Below are 24,864 nucleotides of genomic sequence, written 5' to 3'. Positions count from 1 at the left end.
ACCGGCCCCTCGACCCGCCCGCGGCGCTTTGACCGTGCAGGCCGCTCGGCTTAACTTCGCCTTTGCGAAGAAAGGTGATATTGTCACAGCCCTTTTCCGGGTTATGCTGCGCTGCGGAAGAACAGGAAAGCCCGTGCCCGATACGCTTCGACAGAACCAGGACCGAGACGTCACCCTGATCACCCCCACGGCGCCGATCTCTGCGCCGACCCATGGGGGCCGGGCGAAATGTCTCCAGCGTCTGGTGCGGCTCGACCTGCCGGTGCCCCGCACCGTGGCCCTGAGCTTTGGCACGGTGCATCGGATCGCGGCGGGCGAGATGCCCGATGTCCGCAAGATCCTGGCGCAGTTTCCCGTCGGTGTGCTGCTCTGCGTGCGCCCCTCCTCGGAAGATCCCGATTGGGGCGGGCCGGGCTCGGTCCTGAACATCGGCATGAACGACGCCGCCTTCGTGGACCTCTCCGACAGCATCGGCGCCGAGGCGGCCTCGGCGCTCTATACCCGCTTCGTGCAGGCCTATGCGATCCATGTCGCGCGCCTCGATCCCGACGTGTTCGAAGAAATTGCCGGCTCCGGGCAGGAGGCGCTGAGCGAAGTGCTGCGCTGCTACGAGGAAGAGGCCGAAGAACCGTTCCCGCAGGATCCCGCTGTCCAGCTTGCCGAGGTGCTGCGCTCGATGGCCCGCGCCTGGGAAGGCACGACCGCCCGCCTCCTGCGCCAGGCGAAAGGCGCGCCGGTGGATGCCGGGCTCGGGCTCATCGTGCAGGAGATGGCGCTGGGGCTGGGGCTAGGCGAACGCGGCTCGGGCGTGTTGCAACTGGTGAATTCCGACACCGGGCTGCGCCAGATCACCGGCCGTTACCTGAGCCAGAGCCAGGGGCGCGAGGCGCTCGAAAGCGGCGAGGCGGCGCTTTACATGGAACGCGATCCGCGCGGCCCCTCGCTCGAGGAGCTGGAGCCCGAGGCGTTCGAGACACTCAAGCATTACGTCGCGCTGATGCGGGAAAAGCTGCGCGCCGAGATGCAGATCGAATTCACCATCGAGAACGGCCGCGTCCATATTCTCGACGGGGTGCGGGTCAAGCGCAGCCCGCGCGCGGCGCTGCGCATCGCAGTCCGGCTGGCCGAAGACGGCATCATCTCACGCCAGGAGGCGGTGATGCGGGTCGAGCCGCGCGGGCTCAGCGAGCTGCTGCACCGCCAGATCGACCCGGAAGCCGAGCGTGACGTGATCGGGCGCGGCGTCGCCGCCTCTCCGGGCGCGGCGACCGGGCGCATCGTTTTCTCCTCCTCCGAGGCGCAGGCCAGCGCGGCGCGTGGCGAGCCCTGCATCCTGGTCCGGCGCGAGACCTCGCCCGAGGATGTGCGCGGCATGCACGCCGCCGCGGCGGTGCTGACCGAGCGCGGCGGCATGACGAGCCACGCAGCGGTGATCGGGCGCGGGCTCGGCCTGCCCTGCGTGGTGGGCGCGGCGCGCATGGGCTTTCGCCTGCATGACAAGCTATTGCTGGCCGAGGACGGGCGCCGCTTCCGCGAGGGCGACACGATCACCGTGGACGGCACGTCGGGCCAGGTGCTGGCCGGGGCGCCCAGGATGATCGAGGCGGCGCTGGACGACGCCTTTCACATCTTCATGTCCTGGGCCGATGCCGAGCGCGATATCGGCATTCGCGCCAATGCCGACACGCCGGCCGACGCCACCACCGCGCGCAATTTCGCCGCCCAGGGGATCGGGCTTTGCCGGACGGAGCACATGTTCTTCGAGGCCGACCGCATCACGCCGATGCGCGAGATGATCTTTGCCGACTGTCCGAAGGACCGCGAGGCGGCGCTGGCGCGGCTGCTGCCGATGCAGCGCGCCGATTTCATCGAACTGTTCCGGATCATGGAGGGGATGCCGGTCTGCATCCGCCTCTTCGACCCGCCGCTGCACGAATTCCTGCCCTCCGACCGCGCCGGGCTGCGCGATCTGGCCGAAGCGCTGGACCTGCCGGTCAGCGACGTGACCCGCAGGGTGGAAAGCATGGGCGAATACAACCCGATGCTGGGCATGCGCGGCGTGCGCCTGGGCATCGCGGTGCCCGAGATCTACGAAATGCAGGCCCGCGCGATCTTTGAGGCGACGCTGGAGGCGTCGAAGGAAGGCGCGCCGGTGGTGCCGGAGATCATGCTGCCGCTGGTCTCGGCCTGCCGCGAGGTCGAGCTGGTGCGCACCCGGATCGACGCGGTCGCGGCGGCGGTGCGCAACGAGCGCGGGCGCGAGTTCGATTATTCGCTGGGCGTCATGGTCGAGACGCCACGCGCCTGCCTGCGCGCGGACGAGATCGCCCAGCATGCGCATTTCCTGAGCTTCGGCACCAACGACCTGACCCAGATGACCTACGGGCTGTCGCGCGACGATGCCGGGCGCTTCATGTCGCATTACGTGCAACAGGGTGTGTTCGCCGAGGACCCGTTCCACCGGCTCGACGCCGATGGCGTCGGCGAGCTGATCCGCATCGGGGTCGAGCGCGGGCGGCGCGGCAATGGCGGTGTGATGCTGTCGATCTGCGGCGAACATGGCGGCGACCCCGATTCGATTGCCTTCTGCCGCAGCGCCGGAATCGACTATGTAAGCTGCTCTCCCTTCCGTGTTCCGGTTGCGCGGCTGGCCGCCGCGCAATTGGCCATCAAGGACAAGATCGGGTAGAATCGCCCTTCTCCCCCCACTAGATGAGCCTGGTTTCCCAAATGTTTGGGCCGAATTCCGCCGGCATATTTTCCCTCTGCTGGACGAAAAGACGCAATTTTATTAAGACGCCCGGGTTTTGTGCGGTTTTGGGACGACCGCCACCTGGGACTTACGAGGGACAGATGATCAAAGCTATCGTTCTTGCGCTGGCCGCGCTTGCCGTGGCCGTGCCGGCTGCTGCCGAAGTGAAACAGGACAATATCCGCCGGCTGGTGACTCTGGAAAAGCGCGGGCTGAACGCCGCCGCACCGGCGCATCTGAACGGGCTGGTCACACCGGTCTCGACCGGCACCGTCCGCGGATTTTCCTATGACAAGGCGTGGCTTTCGCGTCAGCCCAAGGCGAGCGGCGGGGCGCAGTGGCAATGTCTGGCCGAGGCGCTCTATTTCGAGGCGCGGGGCGAGACGCTGAAAGGCCAGTTCGCGGTGGCCGAAGTCATCCTCAACCGGGTCGACAGCCCGCGGTTTCCCAATTCGGTCTGCGGCGTGATCAACCAGGGCACCGGCCGGAAATTCGCCTGCCAGTTCACCTATACCTGCGACGGCCACCCCGAGAATATCAACGAACCCGCCGCCTGGGACCGCGTGGCCAAGGTCGCCAAGGCAATGCTCGCCGGAGCGCCCCGGGCGCTGACCAATGGCGCCACCTACTACCACACCCATGCGGTGCGCCCCTCTTGGTCGCGCAAGTTCACCCGCACCGCCTCGATCGGCGATCACTTCTTCTACCGGCCCGGCTATCGCGTCAGCAGCAACTGACGCCGCCAGAGCGCGCCCGGATGCCGTTTCCGGGCCTCGCAGCCGCCGGCGCACTGCGGTAAGATGGCGCCCGAAGCGACACGGATCGCGGGACGCAAAAGTTTTCGAAAACTTTTGCAAATCTCTTCAAAGAGATTTGTCCCGTCACCGCCGCGACAGGAACAACCACAGACCGACAGCCGAAGAGGGCCCGCCATGGCCGATGAAATCCGCCTTGCCTTTGCCCACCCGTCCGAACGGGCCATCGCCACCGAAGGCGAGGCGCCGCGCGACCGCATCTCGCTGCGCGACCATGTGCGCGAGGTCGAGATCGGCGCCTTTCAAGCCGAACGCGGCCACACCCAGCGGGTGCGCTTCGACGTGGTGGTCGAGGTCGCGCCGGCGGGCGGCCTGCCCGACGACGATGTCGACCGCATCCTCAGCTACGACCGCGTCACCGAGGCGATCTCGGCCGAGCTTGCGGCCGAGCGGGTCAACCTTCTGGAAACCCTCGCCGAGCGCATCGCCGAGCGCATCCTGCTGGAACCGCAGGCGATGCGCGCCTTCGTGCGCATCGAGAAGCTCGACCGCGGCCCCGGTGCGCTCGGGGTCGAGATCGTCCGGACCCGGCGCGACTTCGGGGCGCATCTGAACGAGGTCGCGCAGACCCGCCCGCATCCGCGCATCGTCTACCTGTCCAATGCCGCCATCGCCTCGGATGCGGTTTCGGGCTGGATCGACGGGTTCGCGGCGCAGAGCGCGCCGCTCATCCTCTGCGTCGGCCTGCCAGATGTCGCCCGCCCGCAGGCGGCGCATCCGCTGGCGCAACGGCGGGTCGATCTTCTGGCCATCGAGCAGAACGGCTGGGTTCTGGCGGCCCGCGATCCGCGCTGCAAGGTGGTGGCGACGCGAACCGAACTCGACTGGGCCATGAAGAACGGCCAGATCTGCATCTGGGCGCCGTCAAAAATCGTGCTGGACGCGACCCAGGGCCCGGCCAGCCAGCCGCGCGATTCCGTTGCGCTGGCGAGCTGGTTCGCGGGGCTGATGGAGGCCTGCGAACTGGTGGTCATCGGCGAAACGCCGCCCGCCGATTCACCGGTGCCCAGCAGGGCTGTAACAGTCGGAAACAGCTAGAGGCGGGGCCGCTGGACAAACCGCGCGGACAGGCGCTAGAGACCCCACATGCGAGACTATTTCCGTCCCCTCGTCCGCTCCGACGCGCCCCGTCCAGACGATGCCCTGCCGCTTGCCGGCGGCCCGCTCTGGTTCACCCATGTGGCGCGCCACCGCCGCGACGGCCCCGTGACGCGGCTCCCGGCCTCGACCCTGCCCGCGCCCGAACGCGCGCGGCTCACCGCGCCGCGCCCGCCGCTTCTGGGGCTGGCCATGGACCGGCCACAGATCATGGGCATTCTCAACGTCACCCCCGACAGTTTCTCGGATGGCGGCAGCGACCGCTCCGCCGCCGAAGCCGCGCTGCGTGGCCGCCGACTGATCGGCGAGGGTGCCGATCTGCTCGACATCGGCGGAGAAAGCACCCGGCCCGGTGCCGAAACCGTCCCGCTGGGCGAAGAGATTGCCCGCACCGAGCCGGTGATCCGCGCCCTGGCCGGCGTGCCCATTTCCATCGACACGCGCAAGGCGCCGGTGGCGCGCGCGGCGATCCGCGCCGGCGCCGCGCTGATCAACGACGTCTCGGGGCTGACCTACGACCCCGCGCTGGCCGATTACTGCATCGACCACAGCCTGCCGGTCTGCATCATGCATTCTCAGGGCGGCCCGGAAACCATGCAGGACGATCCGCGCTATGACGACGTGCTGCTCGACGTCTACGATTTTCTCGAAACCCAGATCGGGATGCTGGAAGCCCGGGGCCTGAAGCGCGACAAGATCGTCATCGACCCCGGCATCGGCTTCGGCAAGACGCAGGCGCATAACCTAGCGCTGCTGAACGGGCTGTCGCTGTTTCACGGGTTGGGCTGCCCAATCCTGCTCGGGGTCTCGCGCAAGGGATTCATCGGGCGGATCGGACAGGCACCCGATCCGAAGGACCGCGCGCCCGGCTCGATCGCTGTGGCGCTGGCGGGGATTGCCCAGGGCGTGCAGATCGTCCGGGTTCACGACGTGGCCGCGACGCGCCAGGCGCTGGCGCTATGGCAGGCGGTCGGACAGGGAGGCAGGGATGACACGTAAACTTTTTGGCACCGACGGGGTGCGCGGCACCGCCAATGCCTTTCCGATGACCGCCGAGATGGCGCTGATGATCGGCGCCGCGGCCGGGCGCTATTTCCGCCGCGACAACGGCGGTGTGCACCGCGTGGTGATCGGCAAGGACACGCGCCTTTCGGGCTATATGTTCGAAAACGCGCTGACCGCCGGGCTGACCTCGACCGGCATGAACGTGCTGCTGCTGGGCCCGGTGCCGACGCCGGCGGTTGGGCTGCTGACGCCCTCGATGCGCGCCGATATGGGGATCATGATCTCGGCCAGCCACAACCCGGCGCATGACAACGGGATCAAGTTCTTCGGCCCCGACGGATTCAAGCTGTCGGACGAGGCCGAAGCCGAGATCGAGGCGCTGGTCGAGGCCGGCGTCGCCCCGGCGCAGGCGGGCAATATCGGCCGCGCCAAGCGCATCGACGACGGGCGATTCCGGTATCAGGAACGGGTGAAATCCACCTTCCCGCACGGCATGCGGCTCGACGGGATGAGGGTGGTGGTGGATTGCGCCAACGGCGCCGCCTACAAGACCGCGCCCGAGGTGCTGTGGGAGCTGGGCGCCGAGGTGATCCCCGTGGGCACCGCGCCGAACGGTCTGAACATAAACGAGAATTGCGGCTCGACCAAACCCGCTGCCGCGGCGGCGGCGGTGGTCGCCCATGGCGCAGATGTGGGCATCTGCCTGGATGGCGATGCCGACCGGATCATCCTGATCGACGAAAGCGGCACGGTGGCGGACGGCGACCAGATCATGGCGCTGATGGCCGCCCGCTGGGCCGAGGAAGACCGGCTGACCGGCGGTACGCTGGTAGCGACGGTGATGTCCAACCTGGGGCTGGAGCGGTTTCTTCAGGGGCGCGGGCTGACGCTCGAGCGCACCAAGGTCGGCGACCGCTACGTGGTCGAGGCGATGCGTGCGCGCGGCTGGAACCTGGGCGGCGAACAGTCGGGCCATATCGTGATGACCGATTACGCCACCACCGGCGACGGGCTGATGGCCGGGCTGCAATTCCTGGCCGAGATGGTGCGCACCGGGCAGCCCGCCTCGGCGCTTGCGCGCAGCTTCGAGCCGGTGCCGCAGCTTCTGAAAAACGTGCGCTTCGCCGCCGGTCAGACACCGCTGGAAACACCTGCCGTGCAAGGGGCGATCGCCGAGGCGGAAGCCGCATTGACCGGCAGCGGCCGGCTGCTGATCCGCAAATCGGGCACCGAACCGCTGATCCGAGTCATGGCGGAATGCGAGGACGAGGCGCTGCTCGCCAAGGTGGTCGACAGCATCGTCGCCGAGGTGCAGGCCGCGGTCTGACCGGGTTTGCCGCGCAGTGCGAGCCGAGCGCGGCGGTGGCCCTTTGGGTTGGATACGGCGCCTCGGCCGACCTTGTCGCGAGGCGCACAGCCCCACAAAGCGCCCCCCCCCGGGCCCAGGGCGCGCGGCGCGCAAACGGCACAAGCCAAGAATCGGCTTCTAAGGCCCCGCAAAACGCTCCGTCCGCGCCTTCCGCCGGAACAGCCGTGCCAGCAGCGCCCAGAGCGCCGACAGCGCCAGCCAGCCCGCGCCAAAGCCCACGCCTCCGAAAATCGCCCCCTCGAAGGTGAGCGGCAGGGCCGGACGGTAGGCGCTCCAGGCGCGGGTGGCGATTTCGGGGTCGCTCAGATGCCCCGCAAGCCGCGCCCGCATAAACGGCCCCGCCCCTTCGAGCGCCTGCAAATCCGCCGACAAACGGGTTTGCCGCGTCACCGTGTCCCGCATGCTCTGCGCCCGCGCGGCACCGAAATCGCCGCCCGTGGCAAGCTGGGACAGCGCCGCGTCGCGGCTCAGCCCCAACGTCGCGGCATCGCGGTCGAACTGCGCGACGACCCGCGTCAGCTCGTCCACCGCCCCGCCCAGCCTCTGGGTGTATTGCTGCGAGAATTCAGGGAATTGCGACAGCCCCGCCGCACCGGTCACACCGGCGGCAAGGGCCAGAGCCCGGATCACCATGCTTGCCTCCTGCCGCCCTCTTCATGGGGCGGACAGGAATAAGTCTAGCGCAAGACGGAGGCGCTGTCAGGCCTTTGCCACACCATAGATGGCGGCAATCTTGGCCACGGCGGCCTCGGGCGGCAGCTCTTCGCTCTCGCCGGTGCGGCGCGAGGTCAGCTCTACCACGCCGTTCTTGAGCCCGCGCGGGCCGACGGTGATCCGCCAGGGCAGACCGATCAGGTCCATGGTGGCGAATTTCGCCCCCGCCCGTTCGGTGGTGTCGTCGTAAAGCGGCTCCAGCCCCAGCGCGGTCAGCGAGGCATAAAGCGCCTCGCAGGCGGCATCGGCCTCGGCATCGCCCTGCTTGAGATTGACGATCCCGGCATGGAAGGGCGTCACACCCTCGGGCCAGATGATGCCCTTGTCGTCATGCGACGCCTCGATGATGGCGCCCAGCAGGCGCGACACGCCGATGCCGTGCGAGCCCATATGCACCGGCACCTTGTTGCCCTCGGCATCGGTGACGGTGGCGCCCATCGGCTCGGAATATTTCGTGCCGAAATAGAAGATCTGCCCGACCTCGATGCCGCGCGCCACGCGGCGGCGCTCTTCGGGGATCTGGTTGAACAGCGCCTCGTCATGGGTCTCGTCGGTGCGGGCATAGCGCGAGGTGAACTCCTCCAGCACCGCCTGGCACTGCGCGCGCGAGCTGTAGTCGATCTCGCGGTCGCCGAATTTCAGATCGGTGATCTCGCTGTCGTAGAACACCTCCGACTCGCCGGTCTCGGCCAGCACGAGGAATTCATGGGTGTCGTCGCCGCCGATGGGGCCGCTGTCGGCGCGCATCGGGATCGCCTGAAGGCCCATGCGCTCATAGGTGCGCAGATAGCTCACCAGATGGCGGTTATAGGCGTGCAGCGCGTCCTCTTTGGTGAGGTCGAAATTGTAGCCGTCCTTCATGTAGAACTCGCGGCCCCGCATCACGCCGAAACGCGGGCGGATCTCGTCGCGGAATTTCCACTGGATCTGGTAGAGCGTCAGCGGCAGATCCTTGTAGGAGGAGACGTTGGCGCGGAAGATGTCGGTGATCAGCTCTTCGGCGGTCGGCGTGAACAGCATGTCGCGCTCGTGCCGGTCGGTGATGCGCAGCATCTCGGCGCCATAGGCGTCGTAGCGGCCCGACTCGCGCCACAGATCCGCCGACTGGATGGTCGGCATCAGCATCGCGATATGGCCGGCGCGCGCCTGCTCTTCGTGAATGATGTTCTCGATCTTGCGCAGGATCTTGAAGCCCAGCGGCAGCCAGGAATAGATCCCGGCGCTGGCCTGTTTGATCATCCCCGCGCGCAGCATGTAGCGGTGCGAGACGATCTGCGCCTCGGCGGGCGTCTCCTTGAGGACGGGCAGGAAATAGCGGCTGAGGCGCATGAAGGGCTCCCGGAAGGCTGCGGTCCGGAATGGCGTATGCGATGGGCGGCGCAAGAGCAAGAGCCTCGCCGCTTGCGGGCGCGTTCAGACCTTGCCGGCGCCAGATACCCCGGAAAAGAGCCCGTCTCCGGCGGGGCGAGGCGCGGCGGGCTCTGCCCTTGTGCCCCAGCCACCGCTGGGCGTGCCCAGGATGCCGGCGGAGGCGGGTAGAGCGGTAAGCGCCAGCAGTAGGGCCAAGGTCAGGTGAATATGTTTGGTCATGACGACGGTCTCCTAGCGATAGGGCCCTGCCCCATCCGCCCGAAACACCGGGCGGAGGCGGGTCAGTTGCCGGTTGTCTCGCCGGCGGAGCTGCGGGCATCCCCGAGCGGTCCGGCGACGGGCTCGGGCGGCGCGGCCTGCTTGCCCCAACCACCGGTGGGGAGCGAGAAGACACCCGCCGACAGCGGGGAGGCCAGCGCGAGAAGCGTGGCAAGACAGGCGGGCAGCGAGGCTCTGGTCATGGAACTCTCCGTTCGGATGCGGGGCGCGGCGCCGGGGCGGCGGATCAGAGGCAGGAGGCGATGTCGCGGAACTGGCGCGATCTGGGGTCGGTCCAGGGACACTCGGCCAGAACGATCTTGGCGTCGGCCTTCGGGGCAACGGCGGCCGGGGCGGCGGAAAGAAGGGCAAGAACCTTGGAGGCAATCTGTTTCGTCATGGGGGTGGGCCTTTGTTGTCCGGCGATGGTCCTAAGCTGATACGAAGCTAGCAGCGGCCGCCTTTGCCCCACAGGCAGGAAAACCCGACCTCGGCCGCAAAAGCCCCGGATTTCAGGGCAGGAATACCAGACCCTGCCCGGGCGAGAGCCTTGAAACCCCGGCGGCGACACGCGATGTAGGGACAAAGGTTTCGGGGAAAGGCCGAATATGGCGCTGCCGGTGCGGACACAGCTTAAATACTGGGGAATCGCCGCGGTCTTCTTCGCGGTGATCCTGTGGTTCCTGGGCGACGTGCTGCTGCCCTTCGTGCTGGGCGGGGCCATCGCCTATTTCCTCGACCCGGTCGCCGACCGGCTGGAACGCATGGGGCTCACCCGCGCCATGGCCACGGGCACGATCGCCATCGCCGCAACGCTGATCTTTGTGATCCTGGCGCTGGCGGTGGTGCCCGCACTGCTGCGGCAGACCACGCAGCTCGTGGATTTCGCGCCGCAGCTCTTCCGCAACCTGCAAACCTTCCTCACCGATCAATTCCCCTCGGTCATGGTCGAGGACAGCCCGGTGCGCGCGGCGCTGGTCTCCATCGGCGACACGGTCAAGCAGCGCGGGGCAGAGCTGCTCAACACCGCGCTGACCTCGGCGCTGTCGGTGATCAATATCCTGCTGCTCTTCGTGATCGTGCCGGTGGTGGCCGTCTACATGCTGCTCGACTGGGACAATATGATCGCGCGGATCGACCAGCTTCTGCCGCTCGACCACGCGCCGGTGATCCGGCGGATCGCCCGCGACGTGGACGCCACGCTGGCCGGGTTCATCCGGGGCATGGGCTCGGTCTGCCTGATCCTCGGCACCTATTACGCGGTAGCGCTGTGGCTCGTGGGGCTGCAATTCGGCCTTGTGGTGGGCGTGGTCGCGGGCATGCTGACCTTCATCCCCTATGTGGGCGCCATCGTCGGCGGCGCGCTGGCCATCGGGCTCGCCCTGTTCCAGTTCTGGGGCGACTGGATCTGGATCGCCGCCGTGGCGGGGATCTTCTTCTTCGGCCAGTTCCTTGAAGGCAACTTCCTGACGCCGAAACTCGTGGGCTCCTCCGTGGGCCTGCATCCGGTCTGGCTGATCCTGGCACTGTCGGTCTTCGGCACGCTTTTCGGCTTCATCGGCATGCTGGTGGCGGTGCCGCTGGCCGCCGCCCTGGGCGTGATCGCCCGCTTTCTCGTCGAGCAATATACCGACAGCCGCCTTTACCGCGGCCTCCTGGACGAAGAGCAGGACCAGACATGACCGGCCCCGAGCAGCTTCCCCTGCCCCTGCCGGTTCGCCTGGCACTGGGGCGCGAGGACTATTTCGTCGGCGCCTCCAACGCGCTGGCGGTGGCACAGATCGACAGTTGGCAAAACTGGCCGAACGGCAAGCTCGTGCTTGTGGGACCGGCAGGCGCGGGCAAGACCCATCTCGCCCATGTCTGGGCGGCAGAGACCGGCGCCGCGATCATCGCCGCAGCCGATCTGCCCGCAGCCGACATCTCGGCGCTGGCACAGGGTCCGGTCTGTATCGAGGATGCCGACGCCATCGCCGGGCAGCGCGACGCCGAAGAGGCGTTGTTTCACCTGCACAACCTCGCGCTGGCCGAACGCCAGCCGCTCATGCTGACCGCCCGCGCCGCCCCGGCGCTCTGGCCGCTGGGGCTGCCGGATCTGAAAAGCCGCATGGAAGGCACCCAGACCGCCACTTTGCCCGACCCGGACGACACGCTGCTCGCGGCGGTTCTGGCCAAGCTGCTGGCCGACCGGCAATGCGTGCCCGCGCCGGATGTGATTCCCTTTCTGGTGCCGCGCATGGCGCGCAGCTTTGCCGCTGCACGCGCACTGGTCGAGGCGCTGGATGCCAGCGCAATGACCCGGCCCAAGGGCATTACGCGGGCCTTGGCGCGCGCGGTGCTGACACGGCTTGAAGAGGCCCCGCAAGACCTGTCAGAATAGCCGCAAGCCTGTCACGAAGCTGTTGCAAAGCGTAGCGCATAAGCCCCCCATGAGCATTGCAGATTTCCTCAAAGCCCCCCTGCCCGCACCCAGCGAGCTTGCGGAGGTCGATCTCGCCGGCCCCGGCCGTTTCTATAACCGCGAGCTGAGCTGGCTCGGCTTCAACTGGCGGGTGCTGGAAGAGGCGGAAAACCCGCGGGTGCCACTGCTCGAACGGCTGCGGTTCCTGTCGATTTCGGCCACCAACCTCGACGAGTTCTATACCGTGCGCGTCGCGGGGCTGCGCGAGCTTGCCCATGCCGGCAACACCACCCCCGCCGCCGACGGGCTGACCCCCGCCGAACAGCTTGTGCTGATCGACGAGGACGCCCGCCGCCTGATGGCGCATCAGCAGAAGGTGCTGCATGTGCTCGAGGCCGAAATGGCCGAACAGGGCATCGACATCGTGCCCGGCGACCAGCTCGATGCCGCCGATCTGGCGCATCTGGAGCAGGCGTTTCTGACCCAGGTTTTCCCGGTGCTGTCGCCGCTGGCCATCGACCCGGCGCACCCGTTCCCCTTCATCGCCAACATGGGCTACTGCCTGGCGATCACGCTGGAACGCAAGCGCGACCGCCGCTCGCGCAACGCGCTGCTGCCGATCCCGCATCAGATCGACCGCTTCATGGCGCTGCCCGCGTCCGAGGGTCAGCACCGCTTCATCTATCTCGAAGACGTGCTGCTGCTCTATATCGAAAGCCTGTTCCCCGGTTACCGGGTCAAGGATCATTTCGGCTTCCGCGTGCTGCGCGACAGCGACCTCGAAGTCGAGGAAGAGGCCGAGGATCTGGTGCGCGAATTCGAGGTGGCGCTGAAGCGCCGCCGCCGTGGCGAGGTCGTTCGCCTGACCGTCACCGCCGGTGCGCCGCAAGGGCTGCGCGACATCGTCCAGCGCGAGTTGCATGTGCAGGACGACGAGGTGATCGAGCTCGACGGCATGATCGGCATCGCCGACCTCAAGGAACTGGTGCTCGACAGCCGCCCCGATCTGCTCTGGCCCAGCTTCACGCCGCGCGTACCCGAACGGGTGCAGGACCATGACGGCAACATGTTCGCCGCCATCGCGCAGAAGGACATGCTGCTGCACCACCCTTACGAAACCTTCGACATGGTGGTGCGCTTTCTGCATCAGGCAGCGCTCGACCCGGATGTGGTGGCGATCAAGCAGACGCTTTACCGGACCTCCAAGAATTCGCCCATCGTCGAGGCGCTTTGCGAGGCGGCCGAGGACGGCAAGTCGGTCACCGCACTGGTCGAGCTCAAGGCCCGCTTCGACGAGGCCGCGAATATCCGCCAGTCGCGGCGGCTGGAGCGCTCGGGCGCGCATGTGGTCTATGGCTTCCTCGACTGGAAAACCCACGCCAAGATCTCGCAGGTGGTGCGCCGCGAAGGCGACAAGCTGGTGACCTATACCCATTGGGGCACCGGCAACTACCACCCGATCACCGCCAAGATCTACACCGATCTGTCGTTCTTCACCTGCGACGCGGCGCTGGGACGCGACGCGGCCAAGATCTTCAACTATCTCTCGGGCTATGCCACCCCCGAAGGTCTGGAAAACCTCGCCATCTCTCCGCATTCGCTGAAGCCGCGCATGCTGGAGCTGATCGCCGCCGAGGCCGAACACGCCCGCGCCGGCAAGCCCGCGCAGATCTGGCTCAAGATGAACTCGCTGATCGAGCCCGACATGATCGACGCGCTTTATGCCGCCAGCCAGGCGGGCGTTAAGATCGACTGCGTGATCCGCGGCATCTGCGGGCTGCGCCCCGGCATCAAGGGGCTGTCGGACAACATCCGCGTGAAGTCGATCGTCGGGCGTTTTCTCGAACATTCGCGCATCGCCTGCTTCGGCAACGGCTACGGGCTGCCGCACAAGAAGGCGCGGGTGTTCATCTCCTCCGCCGACTGGATGGGCCGCAACCTGAACCGGCGGATCGAGACCGGGGTGGAGATCCACAACCCCACGGTCAAGGCGCAGATCGTCAGCCAGATCCTTGCGGCGAACCTCGCCGACACCGCGCAAAGCTGGGTGATGGAGCCCTCGGGCAAGTTCACCCGGCATCCGGTGCCCGAAGGCGAAACGCCGTTCAACTGCCACCGGTTCTTCATGGAGAACCCCTCGCTCTCGGGCCGGGGATCGGCCGGCGCAAGCGACGTGCCGCAACTGACCCACGGCGATTGACGGCGCATGCCGGGCGGATCTGGCCGCCCGGCACGACGCATCGGGCTTCGCCCCCCTCCCCGACAATTCGCCATGCGCTTAACCGCCGGTCAATCTTTTGCACGGATTGTCCATGGCGCGCTCGGGGGGCGGGCGGCGCGGGATGGCCATGTGCCCAGGTCCCGTTTCTGCCGGAACGGCTAGACGGATGCCCCAGCCACGGGGCCGCAGCGGTGCAAAGCGCCCGTAACCCCCGCCAAAGGCCTTGCCCCATGTCCAGCATCCTCACCAACGAGGGCGCGTCCATCGCGCTCCAGACCCTGCATCAGATCAGCCTCAACATCGCCGGCACCCAGCAGGAAATCGCCACCGGCCGCCGTGTCTCCAGCGCCGAGGACAACGCCGCCGTATGGGCGATCTCGCAGACCATGCAGGCGGATGTTCAGGGCTATAAACGCGTCTCCGACAGCCTCTCGCTGGGCAGCGCCACCCTGGCCGTCGCACGCGATGCGTCGGAAACCGTGGCCGAGCTCCTGACCGAGATCAAGGGCAAGATCGTGTCCGCGCAGGGCGAGAATGTCGACCGCAGCAAGATCCAGAGCAATGTCGATGCGCTGCGCGACCAGATCGGCGCGGTTGTCGAGATGGCGCAGTTCAACGGGTTGAATCTGCTGAAGAACTCCGACACAGACACTGGTTCAGGCAGCGAGGCAGTGCTGGGCTTTCTGCGCCGCGATTCGCTGGGGGTGACGGGCGCCGACATCGACATCGGCAAACGCGATCTCACCACCAATGCCTCGGCGATCTCGGCCAGCGGCGGCAGCTACACCGCCGGTGCCGCCAGCGCGACGCTCGACGCCACCCAAAGCGGCACGCTCGACGCCAGCGGTGTCGCGGTCGAGACCGGCATGGGCTTTACCCTCTCGATCTTCGGCACCGATGCCGACGAGTCGCGCTTTGTGCAGGACGATCTGCGCACCACGACCGCCACCGCCGAGACCCGCGCCGAGATGGCCACGGCAGAGCTGCGTTATGTGGCTCGCGACGGCGACGGCATCGGCGATGTGATGACGGCGCTGGCGCGAAAATGGGACGATTACGCCGCGAAGGCCGGCATCGACTCCTCGGTGCTGTCGGTTGCCGCCTCGGGCACCGGCCTGAACGTCTCCTCCAGCGTTACCGACGGCACCGACACCATTGCGGTGAACCTCAACACCGTCAGCGCGGATGCCGACAACACCATCGGCGGCGGGCTGGAGATCCTGGCCGGGATCGACGTCTCGACCGCGACCGGCGCCACAGCGGCCCTCACCAGCATCGAGGGGCTGCTCGACTACACCATCGCCGCCTCTGCCGGCTTTGGATCGGATCAGAACCGGCTGGAAACGCAGCAGAAATTCAACGACAAGCTGTCCGATGCCATGATCTCGGGCATCGGCACGCTGGTCGATACCGATATGGAAGAGGCCACCGCCCGGCTCCAGGCGCTCAACGTTCAGCAGCAGCTTGCGGTGCAGGCGCTCTCCATCGCCAACACCGCGCCGCAATCGCTTCTGTCCCTGTTCCGCTAGGCTGCCCTCGCGACACCCGGCGCGCATGGCCCGCATTTCCCCCTCGAGGGCCTTTCGTCCCGCGCCCGATGCGTGGTAGAGGGAAAGCGGAGTGAATCCGGGGATGCACATGGACGGACAAAGCGATTCCGCCCACGGCGACTGGGGGCCGTTCGGCCACCCGCTCTTCGACGATCCGCAGGCGCGGCGGCTGTCGCGCGTGGGCGTCGTGGACATTGGATCGAACTCGGTCCGGCTTGTGGTCTTTGACGGGGCGGCCCGGTCACCCGCCTATTTCTACAACGAAAAGATCATGTGCGGCCTCGGCGCGGGGATGCCCGAGACCGGACGGCTGAACCCGAAAGGCAAGGAACGGGCGCTGGCGGCACTGGCACGGTTCCAGACGCTGGCGCAGGGCATGGACCTGCCGCCGCTCACCGCCGTTGCCACCGCCGCCATGCGCGAGGCCGAGGACGGCCCTGCCTTCCGGGCCGAAATCGAGGAAAAGACTGGTCTCAAGATCTGGGTGATCGACGGCGAGGAAGAGGCGCGGCTCTCGGCCCAGGGCGTGCTGCTGGGCTGGCCCGGCGCCGACGGGATGATCTGCGACATCGGCGGGTCCTCGATGGAACTGGCCGAGCTTTCGGGCGGCCAGGTCGGCCGCCGCATGACCTCGCCGCTGGGCCCCCTGCGCTTCAAGGATCTGGAAGGCGGCAAGAAGGCCCGCGAAAAGCATATCCGCAAGCATATCAAGCGGTTGTCGGACCGGATGCAGATGACCGGAAGCCGGCTGTTCCTTGTGGGCGGCTCCTGGCGCGCCATCGCCCGGATCGACATGGAGCGGCGCGGCTACCCGCTGCACGTCCTGCACGAATACCGCATGGACCGCGCGGCGGTCGAGGAAACGCTGAAATTCATCGAAAAATCCGATCTCGAAGCGCTGCGCGCCGCCTGCTCGATCTCCTCGGCGCGCATGAGTCTGGTGCCCTACGCCTCCGAGGTTCTGGCCGAGCTGATGGAGGTCTTCGCCCCCTCCGGCATCGCGATCTCGTCTTATGGCATCCGCGAGGGGCTGCTCTACGAGCAGATGCCGCAGATGCTGCGCGACCGCGATCCGCTGATCGAGGCTTGCCGGTTTTCCGAAGCCAAGGACGCGCGCCTGCCGGGCTTCGGCAAGAAACTCTACCGCTTCGTGTTGCCGCTCTTCGCCGACGCCGGCGAGGCGCGGTTGCGCATCGTCAAGGCCGCCTGCCTGCTGCATGATGTGAGCTGGCGCGCCCATCCCGATTATCGCGCCGAAACCTGTTTCGACAATGCCACCCGCGCCAATCTCGGCGGGCTCGATCACCCCGAACGGGTGTTCCTGGGCCTCGCCCTGCTGCACCGCTACAAGAACAAGCGCGATGGCACGCGGTTCGAGGATTTCTATTCCCTGATCGACGAGGACGAGCAGCGCACCGCCGAGGTGCTGGGCAAGGCGATGCGCTTCGGTTCGATGCTGTGGATGTCGGATGCCAGTCAGGAGGGCGGCGCGCATCTCGACTGGGATGCGGAGGCGCGGAACCTTGTGCTGCACCTGACCCCGGCGGCAGCGCCGCTTTACGGCGAGGTGGCAGAGGCACGCTTCAGCTCGCTCGCCCGGGCGCTCGACGCCAGCGAAGCCCGGGTGGAGATCGCCGAGGGCTGAGCAGCCCCGGCGCGACCTCTAGAGCTCGATCTCGGTCCCGGCCGGCGGCCGGGGCAGGCCCGGCAGAGGGCGCGGCAGCGGCGCCTCTTCGGTCTGCTTGCGGCGGATGATGATATCGCCATTGGGCAGCATCTCGGGCGGGTGGTAATTCGACCAGTCCTTCACCTGCCCCATCAGATCGCGCAGCGCCGGTCCCATTTCCTCGCCAAAGCTGCGCAGCGCCGGCTCCATCTCCTGCGCCAGATCCTCCAGCTCGCGCAGCGCCGGATCGAGCTCGTCCAGCAGACCGCGCAGGAACAGCTCCGCGCCGCGCTCCATCAGGCTGCGGCTCTCATCCTCCGGCTCCTGCGCAACGGCAGGCGGGGCAAGCAGAACGGCGGTCAGCAGCAGGGTGGCAAGGCGAGTCATGCCCCCCTTATAGGCGGCATTAGGCGCGCTGATAAGGGGAAGCGGCGTTACAGCGCCTCGGTCCGGTACAGCCGGATCTTCAGAGGACCATGCGCCACCGGCGGCCCGGGCGGCAGGAACGGCAGCCCGGTCGCCCGCGCCAGCCCCGGCTCCGAGGTCACCAGCCCGACGCGCCAGCCGGAGAACCGGGTCATGAGCGTCTCGCCCAGGCTCCGGTGCAGCGCGTGCAAGGGCCCCGGCTGGCCGATTCGCGCGCCATAGGGCGGATTCACCATGATCAGCCCCGGCGGCCCCTCGGGCCGCTCCAGCGCACTCACCGGCCGGCAGTCAAATTGCGTCACCGCCGCCACCCCGGCGCGCGCCGCATTCGCCCCGGCCATGCGCACCGCCCCGGCATCGCGATCCGAACCATAAAACCGCAACGCCGTCGCGCGCGGCGCCTGCGCCGCCTTCAGCGCCTCCCAGGCGGCGGGATCGACCCCCGCCAGCCGCTCGAAATCGAAACGGCGCCCGCGCCCGGGCGCCAGCCCCAGCGCGATTTCCGCCGCCTCGAGCACAAAGGTCCCGGACCCGCACATCGGATCCAGCACCGGCTCCTCGCCGCGATAGCCGCACTCCCTCAGGAAGAGCGACGCCAGCGTCTCGCGCATCGGCGCCTTGCCCACCGCCTCCTTGTGCCCGCGCCGGTGCAGCGGCGCGCCCGAGGTATCGACAGAGAAGCCCACCAGGTTCTCCTCGATCCGCACCAGCAACCGCACCCCGTCCTCGGCAACGGGCGCGCCCAGCTCCTCGGCGATCGCCCGCTCGATCCGCTGCTTCGCCGCCCCGGCGTGATAGATCTTCGAACGCCGGCTCACCACCTCGACCTTCACCGGCTGATCGGCGCGCAGCACCTCGCCCCAGGGGAATTTCCGCGCCCGCTTGTCGAGCTGTGCCAGATGCACCGCCGGAAACCCGCCGATCCGCGCCAGCACCCGCGCCGCGCCGCGCAGCGTCAGATTGGCGCGCATGACCTCGGGCCAGCCGCCATCGAAGGCCACGCCCCCGGCATCCGGCCGCAGCGGCCCGAACCCGGCCGCCTTGGCCTCGCCGGCCAGCGCCGCCTCCAGCCCCGGCGCGCAGGCCAGGAAGATCTCGAATGTCTCACCCATCCCGCTCGCATACAGGCTTTGCCCGCCGGGAACGAGCCCCTGTCTTCTTCTCTTCGGCAAATACGCATTCCGCCCTCTCGACCCGCGCGCCCTCTTCCCCCCGGGCGCAATCCGCGCCATAAGGCCCGCATGCTCAAGACCCGCATCATCCCCTGTCTCGATGTCGCCGATGGCCGCGTGGTCAAGGGCGTGAATTTCGTCGATCTGCGCGCTGCGGGCGATCCGGTGGATGCCGCCCGCGCCTATGACGCCGCCGGCGCCGACGAGATTTGCTTCCTCGACATCCACGCCACGCATGAAAATCGCGGCACGATGTTCGATGTGGTCACCCGCACCGCCGAGCAATGCTTCATCCCGCTCACCGTGGGCGGCGGCGTCCGCACGGTGGCCGATGTCCGCGCCCTGCTGCTCGCGGGCGCGGACAAGGTCAGCTTCAACTCCGCCGCCGTCGCCAATCCCGATGTGGTGGCCGAGGCCGCCGATCACTTCGGCTCGCAATGCATCGTGGTCGCCATCGACGCCAAGACCGTGGAGCCCGGCCGCTGGGAGATCTTCACCCATGGCGGCCGCAAGCCCACCGGCATCGACGCGGTGGCGTTTGCCCGCACGGTGACCGCAAAAGGCGCCGGAGAGATCCTGCTCACCTCGATGGACCGCGACGGCACCAAGGCGGGGTTCAATATCCCGCTCACCCGCGCCATCGCCGATGCGGTTGACATTCCGGTCATCGCCTCCGGTGGCGTCGGCACGCTCGACCATCTGGTCGAAGGCGTGACCGAGGGCCACGCCTCCGCCGTGCTCGCCGCCTCGATCTTCCATTTCGGCGAATATTCCATCCAGGAGGCCAAGCATCACATGGCCGCCGCAGGCATCCCGGTGAGGCTCTGATGACTCTGGAAGAGCTGGAAACCATCGTCGCCACCCGCGCCGAAGCCTCGCCCGAGGAAAGCTGGACCGCCAAGCTGCTCGCCAAGGGGCCGGAGAAATGCGCCGAGAAATTCGGCGAGGAAGCCGTCGAGGCGATCATCGAGGCGGTGAAGAACGACCGCGAGAAACTCACCGGAGAGGCGGCGGATGTGCTGTTTCACTTCCTCGTCATGCTGAAATCCCGCGATCTGCCGCTGGCCGAGGTGATGGCCGAGCTGGCACGCCGTCAGGGCCGGTCGGGCCTGGCCGAGAAAGCTGCGCGCAAGGGCTGAGCCCCACGCCCCTGCCGGGCCGCGCGCCCGATGGCTGTCGCCGGGACGGTGAGTATTTGCCGGAAAGATGAAAGAGGCTGCGGGACGGCGGGCGGGGCGATGTTGCCCCGGCAACGAGCGCCGTCCACCGTCAGAGCTTCGAGGAAATCACCCCGGTGTTGAATCCGCCCATGCGCAGCTCGCCATGCAGGCGCTGATATTCGATCTTGGGGCAGCGGTTCATGATCACATCCACGCCCCGCGCCCCGGCCAGTGCCGCGGCCTCGACATGTTCGACCCCGATCTGCATCCAGATCGTGCGCAACTCCGGCAGATGCGCCAGCGCCGCCTCGACGATGGGCGGCACCTCCTCCGAACGGCGGAAAATATCCACCATATCCACCTCCGGCGGCAGCTCTCCGATCGCCGCGCGCACCCGCTCGCCAAAAAGCATCGCCCCCGCATGGCCCGGATTGACCCCGATCACGCGGTAGCCGCGCAGACTCAGATAGCGCGCCACATAATAGCTGGGCCGCACCGGGTTGAGCGACAGGCCGACCACCGCCACCACCTTCGTACGGGCAAGCACCTCTTTCAGAAACGCATCGGAATAGCTCATGCCCCGACCCTAGCCCGGCCCGTCGCAAAGAAAAAGCGCCCAAGGAAACCTTGGGCGCCAGTCACGGAACGAGGGACAGTGAAGGCGTCGCGAAGGTTCCGTCTCCGCGATCCTGTGAAAGAGATGGGCGCAAAAGCCACAATTTAAACCCCTCTCAAGAAAGCGTGAACAAAAAACTTGACGCCACCCCCAAAGCATGTCGCGGCAGATCATTCCGCCGCGATTTGCGCCCCGTTCATCAGCTCCCAAAGCCGCAGCGGCGTAAAGGGCATATCCGCCTGGCGCACGCCCAGCGGCCAGAGCGCGTCCTGCACCGCATTCGACACCGCCGCCAGCGCCCCCACGGTTCCGGCTTCGCCACAGCCTTTCATGCCCATCGGGTTCCCGGTCGAGGGCACCGGCTCCACATCGAAATGGATAAAAGGCACATCGTCGGCGCGCGGCAGGGCATAGTCCATGAAGGTGGCGGAGAGCAGCTGGCCGTCCTCATCGAAAACGGTGCGTTCGCAAAGCGCCTGCCCCAGCCCCTGCGCCACCCCGCCATGCACCTGACCTTCAGCCAGCATCGGGTTGATCAGATTGCCGAAATCATCGACCACGGTGTATTTCACCACCTCGGCGACGCCGGTCTCGCGGTCGATCTCGATCTCGGCGAAATGCGCGCCGTTGGGGTAGGAGCGCGCCTGGATTTTGTCGCGCACATCCCAGGTCAGCAGATCCTCGCGCCCCTTGGCACGGGCCATCTCGGCCACCTCCAGCATGGTCGGCGTCAGGTTCGAGCCCTCGGCGCGGAAACGCTCGTCGTCAAAAGCGATTTCGGCGGCGGGCACCTCCATCTCTTCGGCAAGGAAGGCGGTGAACCCGTCCACCATCGCCTTCACCGCCGTCAGCGTCACATTGGCCTGCATGGTGACCGAGCGCGAACCGCCGGTGCCGCCGCCCTGCGCAATCAGGTCGCTGTCGCCCTGCACAAATTCGATTTTCTCGAAGGGGATCCCGGTCTGATCGCTGAGGAACTTGGCGAACACCGTCTCATGCCCCTGCCCGTTCGACTGCGTGCCCACATAGAGCCGCGCGCCGCCCTCCTCGGTGAACTCGATCTTCACCCCCTCCGAGGGATCGCCCAGAATCGACTCGATATAGAAGCACAGCCCCAGCCCGCGCAGCTTGCCGTCCGCCTCGCTGGCGGCCCGGCGCGCGGCAAAGCCCGCCACGTCGGCATCGGCGATGGCGTGGTCCAGCACGCGGGGGAAATCGCCCACGTCATAGGTCTCGCCCGTGGGGGTCTTGTAGGGGAATTCCTTGATGAAGTTGATCTTGCGCAGCTCGACCGGATCGAGACCCAGGTCGCGCGCGGCGCGGTCCATCACCCGTTCCAGCACATAGATCGCCTCCGGGCGGCCGGCGCCGCGATAGGCATCGACCTGCGTGGTGTTGGTATAGATCCCCTCCACCCGCATATAGGCCGCCGGGATGTCATAGGTGCCGGTCAGCACCTTGGCGAAGAGCAGCGTCTGGATCGGCTGGCCGTAACCGGAATTATAGGCCCCAAGGTTGCAGATCGTGTGGATCCGGTAGCCGGTGATCTTGTTGGCCTCGTCAAAGGCCAGCTCGGCCATGGTCACCAGATCGCGGCCCGCATGGTCCGACAGCATCCCCTCGGTGCGCTCGGACATCCAGCGCACCGGCTTGCCCAGTGCCCGCGCCGCCTGCGCCACGCAGAAATATTCCGGGTAGGAGGCCGCCTTCATGCCAAAGCCGCCGCCCACATCGGGGTTGGTGATGCGCACATCCGCCTCGTCGAGCCGCATGGCTTCGGCCATCTCGCTCTTGAGATCCCACACCCCCTGCCCATTAAACGCCAGATGAATGCGCTTGCCGTCCCATTCGGCGTAACAGCCACGCCCCTCCATGGCGTTCACGATGACGCGGTTGTCCCCCACTTCCAGCCGCACGGTCTTTGCCGCCTTCTCAAAGGCCTCCGCGGTTGCCGCCTCGTCGCCCATGCCCCAATCGAAGGCACGGTTGTCCGGCGCCTCGGGGTGGATCGTCTCGCCGCCCGGACAGACCTCCACATGCGCCGGCAGCTCGTCATAATCGAGCTCGATCAACTCGGCGGCGTCCTTGGCCTGCTGCATGGTCTCGGCCACCACCAGCGCAATCGGCTCGCCCACATGGCGCAGACGGCCGCGCGCCAGCAGCGGGCGTTCGGGCTCCGCCCCCTTGCTGCCATCGCGGTTGGTCACCACCGCGCCCGGCATGTTCACATCCATGCCCGCCGCGAGCAGATCGTCGACGGTCAGCACCAGATGCACGCCCTCGGCCTCGCGCGCGGCACTCACGTCCAGCGTGGTGATCTCCGCATGGGCCACTGGCGAGCGCAGCACATAGGCGTGCAGCGCGCCTTCGGGGGCGATGTCGTCGATATAGCGGCCATGTCCGGTGAGAAAGCGCACGTCCTCGCTGCGCTTCATGGACTGGCTCTTGCCGAATTTCTGCATCCCGGGCTCTCCGCGCGTCGCTGGTCTCTGCGCGGGACTGTAAGCGGCGCCATGGCGGTGTCCAGAGAACGGCGCGCGAAACCTCAGCAGGCGGCGCTCATTCGGACGATCCTGCGCGCTCCGTAACCGTTGAAGCCGGTGACGAGGGCGCGGGAATAGGCGCCCATGCCCTCGAAGACGATATAATCGCCCTCGCGGATCGCCTCGGGCAGCGCCACCGGGTCGGGCAGCCGGTCGAGGCTGTCGCAGGTCGGACCGAAGACCACCCGGTCGCGGCACGCCCCACCACGCGGCAGCCCCTCGGACGAGATCACCCGCAGCCGCGCCATGGGCCCGAGGTCGCGCCATTCGGCCATGCCGCCATAGATCCCGTCATTGAGAAACACCGCCGCCTCTTCCACCGCCTTCACCCGCAGCACCAGCAGGAAGGCTTCCGCACACAGGCCCCGCCCCGGTTCGCAGACCAGCTCTGGCGGCGAGGCAAACGCCGCGCGTGCGGCGATGGCGATGGTGGCAAAGATCGCCTCCAGATCGGGATGCCCCTCGCCCCGGTCGGAGGGAAAGCCGCCGCCCACGTTCAGCCGGTGCAGCGTGACCCCGGCGGCCCGCGCCACATCCGCCGCGGCCTGGATATAGCGCGCCCAGGGCTCGGGCGTGCGGCATTGCGTGCCGGGATGAAAGGTGAGCGACGGGGTGAAGCCCATCTCCACGACCCGGCGCAAAAGCGCCGCAGCCAGCGCCGGATCCGCGCCGAATTTCGATCCGAAATCATAGGCGGCGCCTGTGACCGGCAGTTTCAGCCGCACCGCGATCTCGGTGCCGCGCGGCAGGTGGCGCAACTTCTCCAGCTCGCTCCGCCGGTCCACCGACCAGGAGGTGCAGCCCTGCGCTTGTCCCGCCGCGATCTCCGCCTCCGAGCGCACCGGATTGTGGTAATGCAGCACGGCCTCGGGGCAATGCGCGCGCACCAACGCCATTTCGGCGGGCGAGGCCACGTCGAAGGCCCGGATGCCGGCGGCAACCAGCCCGTCGATCATCTCGGGCGCCGGGTTGGCCTTGACCGCGTAACTCACCAGCCCCGGAAAGCCGCTCAGGAACCGCGCCGCCACCTGCGCCAGCCGCAGCGGGCAGAAGAAAAAGACCGGATCGTCGGGCCGCGCCCGGGCGAGCCAGGCTTCCGGCGACGGCATCAGGGTCTGCTCGATCCCCATGGGTATACCTCCTGTTTGCGCTGCGTTCAGTATGCGGGGGAAATCGCTCGATTTCGCGCGTCAGATCTGTCAGTCTGAGGGTCAAATGGCACAAATCGACAACTCGACCTCGCAAATCGACGAAACCGACCGGGCGTTGGTCGCCCTGCTCTCGGCCAATGCCCGCATGCCGGTCTCGGATCTGGCCCGCCGTCTGGGGCTGGCGCGCACCACCGTTCAGGCACGGATCGACCGGCTGGTCATGCGCGGCGCCATCGCCGGCTTCACCCTGCGGCGCGGCCCCGCGCTCAAGGAGGCGATCCGCGCCACGGTGCTGGTCTGCATCGAGCCGCGCGCCCAGGCCGATGTGCTGGCGCGGCTGAAACAGATGCCGGCGGTCGAGACGGTGCACACCACCTCGGGCCGGGTCGATCTGATGGTGATCGTCTGCGCGGGCTCCACCGAAGCGCTCGACGCCGCGCTCGACCGGATCGCCGAGGCCCGCGGGGTGAAAAGCTCCGAAAGCCTGATCCACCTGACGACCAAGCTCGACCGCCGCGGCTGACCCCGCCTTTCATCTTTCTGCAAATACTCAAAAAAACCATCGCCAGACGCGAA

The 24,864-nt window shown here is 67.5% G+C and carries 23 protein-coding genes; 13 read left to right on the top strand and 10 right to left on the bottom strand.

Annotated elements, in window-relative coordinates; all coding sequences use genetic code 11:
• The first annotated feature begins 133 nt into the window (after positions 1 to 133).
• The 5 genes from M4578_RS22970 to glmM all read left to right on the top strand — a co-directional run bounded on the left by M4578_RS22970 (position 134) and on the right by glmM (position 6,997).
• Entirely contained in the window at positions 134 to 2,689 is a 2,556-nt protein-coding gene (locus M4578_RS22970) for a pyruvate, phosphate dikinase (RefSeq protein ID WP_258095477.1), read from the top strand.
• A 164-nt stretch (positions 2,690 to 2,853) separates the two neighbouring features.
• Entirely contained in the window at positions 2,854 to 3,489 is a 636-nt protein-coding gene (locus tag M4578_RS22965; RefSeq protein ID WP_258095476.1) for a cell wall hydrolase, read from the top strand.
• A 195-nt stretch (positions 3,490 to 3,684) separates the two neighbouring features.
• A complete protein-coding gene (locus tag M4578_RS22960) occupies positions 3,685 to 4,605 on the top strand; it encodes a dihydroneopterin aldolase (protein WP_258095475.1) in 921 nt (306 codons plus the stop codon).
• A gap of 48 nt (positions 4,606 to 4,653) precedes the next feature.
• Entirely contained in the window at positions 4,654 to 5,664 is a 1,011-nt protein-coding gene (gene folP / locus M4578_RS22955) for a dihydropteroate synthase (protein ID WP_258095474.1), read from the top strand.
• Positions 5,654 to 6,997: a phosphoglucosamine mutase gene (gene glmM, locus M4578_RS22950; protein WP_258095473.1), complete on the top strand. Its 1,344-nt coding sequence runs from the start codon at positions 5,654 to 5,656 to the stop codon at positions 6,995 to 6,997. The genes folP and glmM overlap by 11 nt, the downstream gene beginning before the upstream one ends.
• A 159-nt stretch (positions 6,998 to 7,156) precedes the next feature.
• Here the strand turns inward: glmM and M4578_RS22945 are convergent, their stop codons facing one another.
• The 5 genes from M4578_RS22945 to M4578_RS22925 form a co-directional block, all read right to left on the bottom strand.
• Entirely contained in the window at positions 7,157 to 7,672 is a 516-nt protein-coding gene (locus M4578_RS22945; protein WP_258095472.1) for a DUF2937 family protein, read from the bottom strand.
• Between the two features lie 66 nt (positions 7,673 to 7,738).
• Positions 7,739 to 9,082 carry a proline--tRNA ligase gene (gene proS, locus M4578_RS22940; RefSeq protein ID WP_258095471.1) on the bottom strand — a complete coding sequence of 448 codons (1,344 nt, stop codon included), beginning with the start codon at positions 9,080 to 9,082 and terminating at the stop codon, positions 7,739 to 7,741.
• Positions 9,083 to 9,166: 84 nt separating this feature from the next.
• On the bottom strand, positions 9,167 to 9,343 hold the full coding sequence (locus M4578_RS22935; RefSeq protein ID WP_258095470.1) for a hypothetical protein: 177 nt from the start codon (positions 9,341 to 9,343) through the stop codon (positions 9,167 to 9,169).
• Between the two features lie 62 nt (positions 9,344 to 9,405).
• Positions 9,406 to 9,585: a hypothetical protein gene (locus M4578_RS22930; RefSeq protein ID WP_258095469.1), complete on the bottom strand. Its 180-nt coding sequence runs from the start codon at positions 9,583 to 9,585 to the stop codon at positions 9,406 to 9,408.
• Positions 9,586 to 9,629: 44 nt separating this feature from the next.
• On the bottom strand, positions 9,630 to 9,782 hold the full coding sequence (locus M4578_RS22925) for a hypothetical protein (protein WP_258095468.1): 153 nt from the start codon (positions 9,780 to 9,782) through the stop codon (positions 9,630 to 9,632).
• A gap of 208 nt (positions 9,783 to 9,990) precedes the next feature.
• On the opposite strand from M4578_RS22925, the gene M4578_RS22920 reads away from it, so the two are divergent.
• The 5 genes from M4578_RS22920 to M4578_RS22900 all read left to right on the top strand — a co-directional run bounded on the left by M4578_RS22920 (position 9,991) and on the right by M4578_RS22900 (position 17,199).
• Positions 9,991 to 11,064 carry an AI-2E family transporter gene (locus M4578_RS22920; protein ID WP_258095467.1) on the top strand — a complete coding sequence of 358 codons (1,074 nt, stop codon included), beginning with the start codon at positions 9,991 to 9,993 and terminating at the stop codon, positions 11,062 to 11,064.
• Positions 11,061 to 11,762 carry a P-loop NTPase family protein gene (locus tag M4578_RS22915; protein ID WP_258095466.1) on the top strand — a complete coding sequence of 234 codons (702 nt, stop codon included), beginning with the start codon at positions 11,061 to 11,063 and terminating at the stop codon, positions 11,760 to 11,762. Before M4578_RS22920 ends, M4578_RS22915 begins: the two co-directional genes overlap by 4 nt.
• Before the next feature lie 49 nt (positions 11,763 to 11,811).
• On the top strand, positions 11,812 to 13,983 hold the full coding sequence (locus M4578_RS22910) for an RNA degradosome polyphosphate kinase (protein ID WP_258095465.1): 2,172 nt from the start codon (positions 11,812 to 11,814) through the stop codon (positions 13,981 to 13,983).
• Between the two features lie 251 nt (positions 13,984 to 14,234).
• The gene (locus tag M4578_RS22905; RefSeq protein WP_258095464.1) at positions 14,235 to 15,533 is read left to right on the top strand and encodes a flagellin; all 1,299 of its coding nucleotides are present in this window, start codon (positions 14,235 to 14,237) and stop codon (positions 15,531 to 15,533) included.
• A 109-nt stretch (positions 15,534 to 15,642) separates the two neighbouring features.
• Positions 15,643 to 17,199, top strand: coding sequence for a Ppx/GppA family phosphatase (locus tag M4578_RS22900; RefSeq protein WP_258095463.1), 1,557 nt, complete (start codon positions 15,643 to 15,645; stop codon positions 17,197 to 17,199).
• A gap of 18 nt (positions 17,200 to 17,217) precedes the next feature.
• Here the strand turns inward: M4578_RS22900 and M4578_RS22895 are convergent, their stop codons facing one another.
• Positions 17,218 to 17,607, bottom strand: a complete 390-nt coding sequence (locus M4578_RS22895; RefSeq protein ID WP_258095462.1) for a hypothetical protein — start codon at positions 17,605 to 17,607, stop codon at positions 17,218 to 17,220.
• A gap of 47 nt (positions 17,608 to 17,654) precedes the next feature.
• Positions 17,655 to 18,758: a THUMP domain-containing class I SAM-dependent RNA methyltransferase gene (locus M4578_RS22890; protein WP_258095461.1), complete on the bottom strand. Its 1,104-nt coding sequence runs from the start codon at positions 18,756 to 18,758 to the stop codon at positions 17,655 to 17,657.
• A gap of 129 nt (positions 18,759 to 18,887) precedes the next feature.
• On the opposite strand from M4578_RS22890, the gene hisF reads away from it, so the two are divergent.
• Positions 18,888 to 19,646 (top strand): imidazole glycerol phosphate synthase subunit HisF, encoded by a 759-nt coding sequence (gene hisF, locus M4578_RS22885; RefSeq protein ID WP_258095460.1) that lies wholly within the window; start codon positions 18,888 to 18,890, stop codon positions 19,644 to 19,646.
• Entirely contained in the window at positions 19,646 to 19,957 is a 312-nt protein-coding gene (locus tag M4578_RS22880; protein WP_258095459.1) for a phosphoribosyl-ATP diphosphatase, read from the top strand. The genes hisF and M4578_RS22880 overlap by 1 nt, the downstream gene beginning before the upstream one ends.
• A gap of 130 nt (positions 19,958 to 20,087) precedes the next feature.
• Here the strand turns inward: M4578_RS22880 and M4578_RS22875 are convergent, their stop codons facing one another.
• From M4578_RS22875 to M4578_RS22865, 3 genes are all read right to left on the bottom strand, one after another.
• On the bottom strand, positions 20,088 to 20,555 hold the full coding sequence (locus M4578_RS22875; RefSeq protein ID WP_258095458.1) for a CoA-binding protein: 468 nt from the start codon (positions 20,553 to 20,555) through the stop codon (positions 20,088 to 20,090).
• A 209-nt stretch (positions 20,556 to 20,764) separates the two neighbouring features.
• Complete coding sequence (locus M4578_RS22870; RefSeq protein ID WP_258095457.1) at positions 20,765 to 23,056, bottom strand: xanthine dehydrogenase family protein molybdopterin-binding subunit; 2,292 nt, start codon at positions 23,054 to 23,056, stop codon at positions 20,765 to 20,767.
• A gap of 83 nt (positions 23,057 to 23,139) precedes the next feature.
• The gene (locus tag M4578_RS22865; RefSeq protein WP_258095456.1) at positions 23,140 to 24,267 is read right to left on the bottom strand and encodes a type III PLP-dependent enzyme domain-containing protein; all 1,128 of its coding nucleotides are present in this window, start codon (positions 24,265 to 24,267) and stop codon (positions 23,140 to 23,142) included.
• Between the two features lie 85 nt (positions 24,268 to 24,352).
• Between M4578_RS22865 and M4578_RS22860 the strand changes: the two genes are divergently transcribed.
• Complete coding sequence (locus tag M4578_RS22860) at positions 24,353 to 24,811, top strand: Lrp/AsnC family transcriptional regulator (protein WP_258095455.1); 459 nt, start codon at positions 24,353 to 24,355, stop codon at positions 24,809 to 24,811.
• Positions 24,812 to 24,864 lie beyond the last annotated feature (53 nt).

It is taken from the genome of Salipiger pentaromativorans (assembly GCF_024721115.1).
Lineage (GTDB): Bacteria > Pseudomonadota > Alphaproteobacteria > Rhodobacterales > Rhodobacteraceae > Salipiger > Salipiger pentaromativorans.
The sequence above is the reverse complement of the archived record's forward strand: the minus strand, read 5'-3'. Positions and strand labels throughout refer to the sequence as shown.